Genomic DNA, 11,448 nt, shown 5'->3' on the forward strand with positions numbered 1-11,448 from the left:
ACGTTAGTGTCGGTAAGCGCACCTTATTAACTATGCTGCTTCGAGTTGGACGTCTTCCTGTTGTTTGACATTTCCAACAAGGCCGAGGGCTTTCATGATCTTATGGCTGAGCAGGGCAAATGCACCATTTCCAGCAACATTTGATCCGGTAAAGATACTGTCTTGTAAGATGTAGAGCGTCGTGACAAAGCCGAGCATTTCTTCTGTGAGGCCAAGATGGCTTTGGAGTGTTGGTAGCAGAACCAGAATCCCACCACCAGGAATTCCTGCTGTTGAAAACTTAGCAACACAAAAGAATCCGGCAAAGATTGCAAAGCTGGGTAGGTCTGGCATTGGAAGGCCTGATAGTTGGAGTGTCGCAAGGCCGAGCAGTGGAATGCCCAGTGCATCTCCGACTAAATGGATGTTAACCGTTGCCGGAATGACAAGCTGTGAGTAGCTTTTATCGTTCATGTTTTTTTCTGTGGCATCCAATGTAACAGGCATGGTGGCGGCACTTGACATAGTTGTAAAGCCAGTAAAGGCTGCAGGGAACATGTTACGAATATACGTTGCAAAACGGTTCGGGACAAAATTTGCAGCGATAGCATACATTAAACCGATGTAAATCACGATCAAGCTGATCATTAGGGCAATAATTTGCCCGCCGGATTGGAATAAAATGCTAAGACTTCCTTCCATTTGCATTTTCAGGACGAATCCAAAAACATAAACAGGAAGGAGCGGGATAAATGATTTTTGCAAGATTTTAGTGACTAAATCACGAAGCTTAAAGATGATTTGGCGACCCGGTTCATAAGGGCGAATACTTAGTGTTAGACCGTAAACTGATCCGACAATCATAGCCCATTTTGGTTCCAAGAGTACGGGGAAGGGGGTGGATAATAGGGAGTTGATGGTTTCCGTGGCTCCTGAAAGTTGAATCATTTTACCTTGAGTCACAAACGGTAGGGCTGCCAAACTGACACCATAGGACACAAAGGTGGCCAACATGTTCGATACACAAACAAGAGTCAAGACCGCAATAATTAACAGGGGTGCTTTTTGTTCTAGGGATAAAATGGCTGATCCCATATAGCTAATGATGACAAAGGGGAGTAACATCATCAGAAAATCTTTGAGGACACAGCTGAGGCTATAGGCGTATGAGGCATGAGTTGGGGTGGCAAAATCTGCTGCCAAATAAGCTGCAATGACGCAGATGACAAGTTGGGCTGGTAAACTTTTAAAAATGTTCATTTCAATTTCTCCCCTGATATCTAGGAGGTGGGTATTTTATGGATTATTTGCAATGTAATTTTTGGGTATAAGAATATGTCCGCCTCAGGCGGATGTAGTTGTAGAGGATGTAAATGATGTGTACAATTTAATCATGACTTAACTATGCGCCCGATGAATGATTTTGTCAAGGTTTGAAGAGGGGGATAATGAAACCGTTACAAGTAAACCATCATAACGCCCTATTGGATCAGTTTCACGACAATGGATATTTGATTTTACCCGATTTTATACCATCTGAAGATTGTGACTGTTTGATGGCGAGAATGGGTGAGTTAGTGGATGAATTTGCTCAAACAGAGCAAGTAACCTCTGTTTTTTCAACGTTAACTCATGAGCATACGCAGGATCGTTATTTTTTAGAATCTGCAGATGAGATTTATTATTTCTTTGAAAAAGATGCCTTGGGTGAAGACGGGTTGCTTTATTCTATTCGTGAATCCTTAAATAAAGTGAGTCACGCCCTACACGATAAAGATCCTGTGTTTAATGAGTTTTGTTGCCATGATCGACTCAGATCGTTGATGGTCAACCTTGGCTATTTAGATCCCGTTATTCGTCAGTCTATGTATATTTTTAAGCAGGCTCGGATCGGTGGGGAAGTGGCAATGCACCAAGATTCTACATTTTTGCACACCAATGGAAAACCTGTTGTGGGATTATGGTTTGCTTTGGAAGATGCAACTTTGGATAATGGGTGTTTGTGGGTAATTCCGCGTGGTCATAAAGGGCCGCTTCGTCAGAAATTTATGCGTCATGATGATGATTCGCTCACTTTTGCAACGCTGGATGTTACGCCGTATGACTTAGATGCCGCGATGCCTCTTGAGGTTAAAAAAGGGACTGTTATTGTGTTGCATGGATTGCTGCCTCATGCGAGTAAGCCGAATACATCGGGTCAATCACGGCATGCGTTTACCTTGCATATGACAGACCGACAAGATGGCTTTCCTGTTGGAAATTGGATGAGAGGCTATGATGACACAACCGCTTAAATTTACAAAAGCCCAAGCTCTGGGGAATGATTTTGTTATCCTTGAAGGACAGCCCCAACCAATCGGAGTCATCCAAAAGTTAGCGCATCGCCGATTGGGGGTTGGTTGTGATCAGGTGATTTTTTATCAAAAGATATTTGAGCGTAACGTGAATATTCAATTTTACAATGCTGATGGAAGCGTGGCTGGTGCTTGTGGTAATGGTAGCCGCGCTTTGGCAAAACTCTTGTGTAGCGATGGCAAAATTATACTAAAGACCCAAGATCGAGATTTACATTGTGTCGTGCAAAAGGAGATCATCACCATTGATATGGGTGTCTGCCGTATAGATGCGAGTCATGGTCATGGTTCTCTTGATTCATCCTTTTGGATTCTGGCTGATGTTGGGAATCCTCATCGGATTGCCTTTGTTGATCGACTTGATGCTTATGACTTAGAGGCTGTGGCGAAGCCATATCCCCATGAAAATGTGTCTTTGGCTCAGATGACGGATACAGGCGTTCGGCTGATGACGTGGGAAAGGGGGAGCGGTTATACTGGTGCTTGTGGTACTGCCGCCTGTGCTGTGGCAGCCGCGGCAATTCACTTTGGGCAAGAGAGTGCTGTTCTGGTAAGTCAATCCGGGGGCGATTTAACAATTACTGTGAGTGATGGGCGTGTTTATATGTCAGGTACGGCCGAGATTGTATTTGTGGGGGAGTTCTATAATTAAAATTCATGAGAAGCGGGGGGTAAATTGTTTTTCATAAAAGAGCGCTAAAAATAATCAAAATTCATGGATTGTAAACATTTTTCATGAAGAAAAGCAATTTTAAAGCCTTTTTTATGGCGTTATGTTCCGTGAGCTCGACATCTTTGTGGACATTGCGTATATTAAAGTAAGTTCAACGATCCCTTGGGTTACCTGATGAAAATAAAAGATATTTTGCCACACTTAAATACATCCCAGATGGGAGACTTGACCTGTAGTCACGTGCATAGTGATTCCAGACTTATTCAGTCCGGAGATGTTTTCGTTGCGATTACGTGTGATGCGGTTCTGGATAATGTGCGAGTCGCAATTACTAGCGGGGCAGCTATCATTATAGTTGAGCATGCGTTGATTGATGAATTGCAACGTCAGTTCCCATCCATTCAACTCATTGCCGTAGACAGTGCGCGTGAGGCATTATCCGTTATCGCTTCTCAACTGTACCCTAGGCAACCTGACCATATTTATGCGGTAACAGGAACGAATGGTAAAAGTTCCATCGTGAATTTCATACGGCAAATTTTAGGCGAACTAGGGCGTCAATCCGTAAGTTTTGGGACAGTTGGATTAGAGTTTTCTTCAAATACCGCTGTTATTCCTAAAATTGATGTGCCAAAACTAACAACCCCTGATGCGATGTCAATGCACAAGATGTTGGAACAGTTGACTGGTGCAGGGGTAACGGATGTTGCTTTTGAGGCATCGAGCCATGGGTTGGACCAGTACCGACTCCACCAGGTTAAAGTTACGAGTGCGGGGTTTACAAATCTGACTCAGGATCATCTCGACTATCATGGCAGCATGGAAGAGTATTTTAAGGCTAAGGTTAAGCTGTTTACAGAGGTTTTAACTCAAGATGGGGCTGCGACGATAAACGTGGGTTGCCCGTATGGAAAATCTTTGGCTTTGATGTTGGCTCATCGACCTGTTCGCGTTGTGACCTATGCTGTGGGGGCTGAGGCTGACTTAGTTGCTGACCGAATCCAATTAGAGGCGGGAAAAATTAAATTTGATCTAACCTATCTTGGGCAATCTTTTGGAACGCAAACAGTTCCGGTTGCAGGAATATTCCAGATTGAAAATATTTTGTGTGCCATTGGGATGATTGTGGGTGAAGGGATTGCGCTGCCGGAGGTTTTGGCTGTTTTGCCAAAGATTCAAAGTGCGCGGGGCCGAATGGAATATGTTGGTTCTAGTGATAAGGGCGGGGCTGTTTATGTGGATTATGCTCATACCCCAGATGCTTTAATGCGAGCTTTGCAAGCTTTACGTTTGCATGCAAAAAATGCACGCGTTCATGTTGTTTTTGGCTGTGGTGGCAATCGTGACAGTTTGAAGCGCCCGTTAATGGGGAAAATTGCCGATGACCTGGCTGATGTAATTATTGTGACAGATGATAACCCAAGGCACGAAGATCCATCCTTTATTCGAGCGCAAATTATGGCAAAAAGCCCGAGAGCTGTTGAGGTTGGAGATCGCCGAGACGCAATTGCGACAGCTATTGCAGGATTAAGTCAAGGGGATGTGTTGTTAATTGCTGGCAAAGGGCATGAAACAGGGCAGTTGATTAAAGATACGATTGTACCTTTTGATGACCGTGAGGTAGTACGTACATGTTTGTCTGGCAGAACGATGAAGGCTGCTCATTAGCACAAAGATTGCAAAAAATATTAATAGGCCTTAAATTAAATATAAGACGAAAAACAAAGGATTAAGTTTCAATGATTCATTCTCAACATCATCATCACGACGGTTGCTGTGACCACGACCATGATGAAGAACAATACGACGATCACACCATCTTAATTCACGGTGCTGAAGGATTTGATGGTATGCGTGCGGCGGGTAAGTTAGCTGCGCAAACCCTAGATTATATTGGTCAGTTTGTTAAAGTGGGGATCACAACTGAAGAACTAGATAAGCTCTGTCATGATTTTATTCTGCAACATGGTGCCATTCCGGCACCCTTGGGATATCGTGGTTTTCCAAAATCGATTTGCACATCCTTAAATCATGTTGTTTGTCATGGAATTCCCGGATCACGCAAATTAATGGATGGTGATATTCTAAACATCGATGTCACTGTTATCTTGAACGGTTGGTATGGTGATACTAGCCGTATGTACACAGCCGGAAAGCCCGGAGTAAAAGCACGCAAGTTGATTGATGCAACCTATGAAGCCATGATGCGCGGGATTGAAGTGGTACGCCCTGGGGCAACTCTGGGTGATATTGGTCATGCAATTCAGGCATTTGCTGAAAAACAAGGGTATTCTGTTGTTCGTGATTTCTGTGGTCATGGTATTGGGCGAATTTTCCATGGCGCGCCAAATGTCATGCACTATGGAAAACCGGGTAAAGGCTTAGAACTGCAAGAAGGCATGTTCTTTACGATTGAACCGATGATTAATGCGGGTGATTGGCGCGTTAAGATGTTGGATGATGGTTGGACTGCGGTTACTCGTGATAAATCTTTGTCTGCTCAGTTTGAACATTCCATCGGAGTCACCAAAGATGGCTACGAAATCTTTACTGTCTCCTAAGGCAGATGTGCCTCATTATCAAGGTCACCGGCAGCGATTAAAGGACAAGTTTAATACTGTTGGTGCTGATTCTTTTGCTGATTACGAGTTATTAGAGCTTGTCCTTTTTCAGGCTGTCCCGCGGACAGATACCAAACCCCTTGCAAAATACTTGATCGAGAGATTCGGCAGTATTCAAGGGGTTTTTGCTGCTTCCCCGACGTTACTTAAAGAAATAAAAGGGGTGGGTGATAATGTCGTTCATATTTTAAAATTACACCATGCAACCCAAGGTCGCTGTTTGCGCGAAGAAATCAAACGAGTCAATATTCTGCAAAGTTGGCAGCAGGTCATCGATTATTGTACTGCAACGATGGCGTTTGATGATGTGGAACAATTGCGCATTTTGTATCTGGACCAACGCAATCAAGTTTTAGATGATGTGATTCAACAAACAGGGACAGTGAATCATACCCCTATTTATCCACGTGAAGTGATGAAAAGGGCTTTAGAAGTCGGTGCAACCGCTTTAATTCTTGTACATAATCATCCGTCGGGAGATCCCACACCATCGCGAGCAGATATTGACTTAACGATCAAAATGCAACGGATTGCAGATGATCTAGGAATTGTTTTGCATGATCATGTGATTATTGGGAAGGGATGTCACTCATCTTTGAAATCTCTCGGAGTAATTTAAGTTTTCTAAGGCTAAATTGAAATCGTTGAACATAAAAAAACCTGCTAACAGCAGGTTTTTTTATGTTTATCATGCACTATTTTAGATTGTGCTATATCGAGTTTGAACAGGTTCTAAATCTTTTAAGGCGGGCTGATAGCCACTTTTCACAAGTTGCTTAAGGATTTTTGTTGCCTTCTTAGGGTTACGAGGCATATTCCAAACGCCTGTCTTAAGTAAGCGGGCTTTGGCATGTAATGCAGCATGTGATCCTTTGTCTGCAGCATTTTTAATAAGCTTGAGAGCACGACCGTAATCTTCACTATGATTGGATGAATGAGGCCTTTGATTGCCTTGTTGAATGAGAGCATGACAATATCCAATCAAAGCTGGTTCATAATCAGATTTTAGAGATGAACCAAAATAGAACGCAGCTGTCAACGGATCTTTTTCCACATCCCCAAGTCCATACAGGGCCATAACGCCCAGTAGAAATGTGGCTTTATGATGGTTTGACAAATCAAGGGATACAAACTGGTCGTTCTTTGCTGACTCGGTCATTGCTTTGCACCAATCAACAATTGGTAGTGATTGATTGCCTTTAGCTACATTCTGTATAGATATTCTCGCGAATAAGTCTTTGTCAAATATTGAGAGTTGGGATGTTGGTTCTAAAATCAAGTCAACTTCACTTTCTGAAATCGTGCCGTTAGAAGACTTTTTTTAGATGTTCTTTTATTTCCTCTACTGATCGGGTTTGATAGGCATTGAATGATTTAGACAAAGGGGTATTTTCTTGGTCATAAAAATTGTCTGCTGCGTTTGCTGAGGTTCCCAATGTTGTACTTAATATCACCCTCGATACAATTTTACTTAGAATCATGATGGCTCACCTTGTATTAATTACAAGCATCATTTGTGAGCTAAAAAATTGAATTACAAGCATTTTTTGAATTATATTTCTTTTTTTATAATAAAAAGTTAATTTTATTGCTTTTTATGGGGGTTTCCCTCACGTATGTGGCTACGAAAAAATTTGTAGTTTTGCAGCCGGTAGCTAATAGGTATTTATTTTTGATGGTAAAGAAAACCCCCGCTATTTGCGGGGGGGGTATTTTATTTTGTTTTTGCTGCATCTATTTCAAGCCACATGGCATTTAAGATGGCAAATGTACAAGCTAGTCCTAAACCTAAGACCCAAGAAAAGTACCACATGGTTCCTCCTAATAACTATTTATTTCATCGTTAAGGGTTTTTGTTGTGACTTTGCCCGACATAACGCGGTAAGCCCAAGTTGTATACCCTAGGATGATTGGTAAGAAAATAACCGTTGCACAAAGCATAATGAATAATGTTGTGTGGCTAGATGAAGCATCCCAGACAGTCAGGCTTGATTTTGGATCGTACGATGATGGTAGAATGAATGGGAATAGGCTAAGACCTGCTGTGGATATAATCCCAAGAATTGCAAACGAGTTCATGACAAACGCTGACTTTAACGCGCCTTTCATTTTTAAATGCCACGCTAGGAATGTTGCGACAAGACCAATAGCAGGAGCAGAAACCATCCAAGGATAAGTATCATAATTTTTCATTAACAAACCTAAGTTTGTTGATACTGATTTTGCCATGGGATTGGCTGGTGCATTGGCAATTAAGTCTGATGTAATTTGATAACCCTCAAGCAAAGAAGAGGCGTATAGCCCGGCTATAGAAAACAGAGCCAATGTCATTAGGGTTGTCCAGTTAACAATGTTTAGTGCACGCGTTGAAATCTCCTTTTCTGTTTTGATGGCCAGATAAAGAGCTCCGTGTTGGGTTAGCATGGAAGCACTTACCACACCGCACATCAGGGTGAATGGGGTAAAGAGTTCCCAAAAGCTTCCTGTATAATGGGGCATCATATGCTCATCAATATAAAAAGGAACACCTTGCAAGACATTGCCAACGGCGACACCGAAAACGAGGGAGGGGACAAAACCGCCGACAAATAGACCCCAATCCCAAACTGTGCGCCAAGTTGGGTTGTCCATTTTACTGCGGAATTTAAATCCGACAGGGCGAATGATGAGGGCTGCTAGGACCAAAAACATGGCAATATAGAACCCGGAAAAAGCGACAGCATAAATCATTGGCCAAGCAGCAAAAATCGCTCCTGCGCCCAGAATTAACCAGACTTGGTTCCCTTCCCAAACGGGGCCAACGGTATTGATGATGATCCGACGTTCTTCATCTTTTTGACCAACGATGGGCAAAAGGGTAGCAACCCCTAAGTCAAATCCATCCATAATAGCAAAGCCGATCAAGAGAATACCGAGCAAAAGCCACCATATAAGTTTAAGAGTATCGTAATCTAATGGAATTGGCATAATATGTTACCTCTGGTTGACAATTTCAGGACCAATCTTGATGTATTTGCGCATCAAGTACAGGTCAACAATTAATAATATGGTATAGAACAAGACAAACCCGAGAAGAGAGAACAGCACTTGTCCTGAAGAAGTGCTGGATACCCCAAGGAATGTCGGTAAAACCCCTTCAATCGCCCAAGGCTGACGTCCATATTCGGCGACGATCCATCCCAATTCAATGGCTACCCAAGGAAGTGGGAGGCTGATGAGAGCCATGCGTAAGAATCCACGGTGATTTTCCACATCGCGTTTTGTTGAGCGATAAAATGCCCAAGCGAACAAAAGGATGAAGTAAAAGCCAAGGCCAACCATGATTCTAAATGACCAGAATAGGACTGGAACATTTGGTATGGTGGATTTTGCTGCTTTTTCTATATCGGTTTCTGTGACTTTTGTCATGTCCGTTGTGAATTTTTTAAGCAATAAACCATAACCAAGATTTGCTTGGTTCCCGGCAAATATTTTTTGGGCAATAGGATCATTTTTGTCAGTCTTAAGTTTCTGCAAAGCTTTGTATGCCTCGAGTCCACTTGCAATTTTCGCTTTTGATTCTTCAACAAGCTGGTTGATGCCAGGAACTTGCTCTGTTAAGGAACGGGTAGCAATTAACCCGAGAACCCATGGAATCTTGATTTCAGCATGCGTTGTGTGGTCAGTCATACTCGGAATGCCAAAAATAGTAAATCCAGCAGGTGCTGGTTCAGTTTCCCACATGGCTTCCATGGCGGCCAGTTTCATCTTTTGGTTTTCAGAGGCGGTATAGCCGCTTTCGTCTCCAAGGACAACAACAGACAGGGCTGAGGCTAAACCAAAGCTTGCAGCAACAGCGATAGATCTTTTAGCAAGATCGACGTGTCGGTTTCGAAGTAAATAGAATGCACTGATGGATAAAACAAACATGGCGCCTGTGACATAACCTGCACTGACGGTATGAACGAACTTTGATTGGGCGACGGGGTTAAAGAATACGTCATAGAACGATGTAAGTTCCATTCGCATTGTCTCAGGGTTAAAAGCAGATCCGACTGGGTTTTGCATCCAGGCGTTGGCAATTAAGATCCATAGAGCTGAAAAGTTAGTGCCCAATGCCAAGAGCCATGTGCATACTAAATGCTGGACTTTGGTCAGACGATTCCAGCCAAAGAAGAATAGACCAATAAACGTTGCCTCTAGGAAGAAAGCCATCAATCCTTCGATTGCGAGCAAGGACCCGAAAATGTCCCCTACATAATGAGAGTAATAAGCCCAGTTAGTACCAAACTGGAACTCCATGGTGATTCCGGTAGCGACGCCCATGGCAAAGTTAATGCCAAAGAGAACGCCCCAGAATTTTGTCATGGTGCGCCAAATTTCTTTGCCTGTCATGACGTAAACGCTTTCCATAATGGCAAGCAAGAAGGAAAGTCCCAGTGTTAGCGGGACAAATAAGAAGTGGTACAGGGCGGTGGCCGCAAACTGTAACCGTGATAGGTCGACAACTGTTTCCATATCTAATCCAAAAGTTGATGTTGAACTAAAGATGCGTTGGGTTTAATGCGTAAGTTCTTGGGGAACATATAATTGGACATCAGGGTTACAACAGCAACCTTTATCAGAATAATAACGCCAAGGTGCTTAAAATATTTACGCATAAAAAATCCATGATCTTAAAACCATAGCATTAGTCTATGGTTTTTGACGGGTATATGAAAAGGCGATTTCATGTCGCAGGCAAAATAGTTAATTTTTGACGTACTCTTAATAATTGATGATGTACGATAATCAGGTCAGGAGATGGGTTAATGGTTAATCGAGACTGGATTTTCGTTGCATTATGTTTTGTTGCTATGGCATTGCACTTTAGTATACCCGCAACGATTGTTGATATTATTCCGATTGCTTTCAATGATGTTCCTCTTATTGGTGTTGTTCTTATTGGCGGTGTTCCGCTTATTTTCGACATCCTACGTCAGATTGTAAAAGGGGAGTTTGGGGTTGATCTTCTAGCGGCAATCTCTATTATTGTTTCTTTGTTGTTAGGGGAATATTTGGCTGGGGTCCTTGTTGTTTTAATGTTGTCGGGGGGGAATGCGCTCGAGCGTTATGCTTCAGCCAAAGCTTCGGGTGCTTTGAAGCGTTTAGCAAATCGAGCGCCTCGTCAGGCAAATGTTCGTCTAAAAGGTGAAATCAGAGAAATAGCGGTTGAGGATATTCATATCGGGGATGAAGTTGTCATCTTACCTCATACGATTGTGCCTGTAGATGGTGTGGTTATCGAAGGCCATGGCTCCATGGATGAGTCTTTTTTAACGGGAGAACCCTATCAGATGTCAAAGGCGCCCGGAGTAGGCGTGATTTCTGGGGCTGTTAATGCAGACAGTATGCTTGTGATTCGAGCAACAAAGCAGAATGCGGAATCGCGATATGCTAAAATCCTGCAAGTTATGGAAATGGCTGAACAACATCGCCCCAGAATGCGCCGACTCGCTGATAAGCTTGGTGCTTATTTTACGCCAATTGCACTCATTATTGCTTTTTTAGCGTGGTATTTAACAGGGGATAGTATCCGATTTCTGGCTGTTATTATTATTGCGACCCCTTGTCCGTTACTGATTGCTATCCCTATTACGATTATCAGTGCGATTTCGATGGCAGCAGAGCGGGGGATTGTTGTTCGTAACTCTGTTGCTTTAGAACAATTGCCGCTTTGTAAAACGGCCATTTTTGATAAAACAGGAACCTTAACCTATGGGCGTCCATCTGTAACGCGCATTATTCCATCGTCTGAGTATGGTCCTGATGAGATTTTACAGTTTGCAGCAAGTCTTGAGAA

12 protein-coding genes (1 of these 12 running past the window's edge) are annotated in these 11,448 nt (G+C 42.8%); 6 read left to right on the forward strand and 6 right to left on the reverse strand.

The genetic code is table 11. From position 1 onward, the window contains the following. Positions 1–30: 30 nt before the first annotated feature. Positions 31–1,239 (reverse strand): cation:dicarboxylase symporter family transporter, encoded by a 1,209-nt coding sequence (locus KF820_05905; protein ID MBX3457877.1) that lies wholly within the window; start codon positions 1,237–1,239, stop codon positions 31–33. A 188-nt stretch (positions 1,240–1,427) separates the two neighbouring features. Between KF820_05905 and KF820_05910 the strand changes: the two genes are divergently transcribed. From KF820_05910 to radC, 5 genes are all read left to right on the forward strand, one after another. Next, a complete protein-coding gene (locus KF820_05910) occupies positions 1,428–2,273 on the forward strand; it encodes a phytanoyl-CoA dioxygenase family protein (protein ID MBX3457878.1) in 846 nt (281 codons plus the stop codon). Continuing rightward, the gene (gene dapF / locus KF820_05915) at positions 2,254–2,985 is read left to right on the forward strand and encodes a diaminopimelate epimerase (GenBank protein MBX3457879.1); all 732 of its coding nucleotides are present in this window, start codon (positions 2,254–2,256) and stop codon (positions 2,983–2,985) included. Before KF820_05910 ends, dapF begins: the two co-directional genes overlap by 20 nt. Before the next feature lie 195 nt (positions 2,986–3,180). Beyond that, positions 3,181–4,674: a UDP-N-acetylmuramoyl-L-alanyl-D-glutamate--2,6-diaminopimelate ligase gene (locus tag KF820_05920; GenBank protein ID MBX3457880.1), complete on the forward strand. Its 1,494-nt coding sequence runs from the start codon at positions 3,181–3,183 to the stop codon at positions 4,672–4,674. A gap of 71 nt (positions 4,675–4,745) precedes the next feature. Beyond that, positions 4,746–5,567 (forward strand): type I methionyl aminopeptidase, encoded by an 822-nt coding sequence (map, locus tag KF820_05925; protein MBX3457881.1) that lies wholly within the window; start codon positions 4,746–4,748, stop codon positions 5,565–5,567. Next, entirely contained in the window at positions 5,539–6,246 is a 708-nt protein-coding gene (gene radC, locus KF820_05930; GenBank protein MBX3457882.1) for a DNA repair protein RadC, read from the forward strand. Before map ends, radC begins: the two co-directional genes overlap by 29 nt. Positions 6,247–6,327: 81 nt before the next feature. Here radC and KF820_05935 read toward each other — a convergent pair whose 3' ends face one another. The 5 genes from KF820_05935 to KF820_05955 form a co-directional block, all read right to left on the reverse strand. Further along, positions 6,328–6,906, reverse strand: coding sequence for a sel1 repeat family protein (locus tag KF820_05935; GenBank protein MBX3457883.1), 579 nt, complete (start codon positions 6,904–6,906; stop codon positions 6,328–6,330). Between the two features lie 435 nt (positions 6,907–7,341). Continuing rightward, the gene (cydX, locus tag KF820_05940; GenBank protein ID MBX3457884.1) at positions 7,342–7,440 is read right to left on the reverse strand and encodes a cytochrome bd-I oxidase subunit CydX; all 99 of its coding nucleotides are present in this window, start codon (positions 7,438–7,440) and stop codon (positions 7,342–7,344) included. Between the two features lie 8 nt (positions 7,441–7,448). Continuing rightward, positions 7,449–8,594 carry a cytochrome d ubiquinol oxidase subunit II gene (cydB, locus tag KF820_05945; protein ID MBX3457885.1) on the reverse strand — a complete coding sequence of 382 codons (1,146 nt, stop codon included), beginning with the start codon at positions 8,592–8,594 and terminating at the stop codon, positions 7,449–7,451. A gap of 6 nt (positions 8,595–8,600) precedes the next feature. Further along, positions 8,601–10,124 (reverse strand): cytochrome ubiquinol oxidase subunit I, encoded by a 1,524-nt coding sequence (locus KF820_05950; GenBank protein ID MBX3457886.1) that lies wholly within the window; start codon positions 10,122–10,124, stop codon positions 8,601–8,603. 2 nt (positions 10,125–10,126) lie between these two features. Next, entirely contained in the window at positions 10,127–10,267 is a 141-nt protein-coding gene (locus tag KF820_05955) for a hypothetical protein (GenBank protein ID MBX3457887.1), read from the reverse strand. Between the two features lie 150 nt (positions 10,268–10,417). Here KF820_05955 and cadA point away from each other — a divergent pair, with 150 nt between their 5' ends. Continuing rightward, positions 10,418–11,448: the 5' portion of a cadmium-translocating P-type ATPase gene (gene cadA, locus KF820_05960; protein MBX3457888.1), read on the forward strand. It continues 811 nt past the right edge of the window; 1,031 of the gene's 1,842 nt are visible here — the first part of the coding sequence; the start codon lies at positions 10,418–10,420; the stop codon falls past the right edge of the window.

The organism is Candidatus Paracaedibacteraceae bacterium (assembly GCA_019636055.1).
Lineage (GTDB): Bacteria > Pseudomonadota > Alphaproteobacteria > Paracaedibacterales > Paracaedibacteraceae > Paracaedibacter.

Coding starts and splice junctions, on each gene's coding strand:
- KF820_05905 (MBX3457877.1), bottom strand. CDS start 1,239: ATGAACATTTTTAAAAGTTTACCAGCCCAACTTGTCATCTGCGTCATT.
- KF820_05910 (MBX3457878.1), top strand. CDS start 1,428: ATGAAACCGTTACAAGTAAACCATCATAACGCCCTATTGGATCAGTTT.
- dapF (MBX3457879.1), top strand. CDS start 2,254: ATGATGACACAACCGCTTAAATTTACAAAAGCCCAAGCTCTGGGGAAT.
- KF820_05920 (MBX3457880.1), top strand. CDS start 3,181: ATGAAAATAAAAGATATTTTGCCACACTTAAATACATCCCAGATGGGA.
- map (MBX3457881.1), top strand. CDS start 4,746: ATGATTCATTCTCAACATCATCATCACGACGGTTGCTGTGACCACGAC.
- radC (MBX3457882.1), top strand. CDS start 5,539: ATGGCTACGAAATCTTTACTGTCTCCTAAGGCAGATGTGCCTCATTAT.
- cydX (MBX3457884.1), bottom strand. CDS start 7,440: ATGTGGTACTTTTCTTGGGTCTTAGGTTTAGGACTAGCTTGTACATTT.
- cydB (MBX3457885.1), bottom strand. CDS start 8,594: ATGCCAATTCCATTAGATTACGATACTCTTAAACTTATATGGTGGCTT.
- KF820_05950 (MBX3457886.1), bottom strand. CDS start 10,124: ATGGAAACAGTTGTCGACCTATCACGGTTACAGTTTGCGGCCACCGCC.
- KF820_05955 (MBX3457887.1), bottom strand. CDS start 10,267: ATGCGTAAATATTTTAAGCACCTTGGCGTTATTATTCTGATAAAGGTT.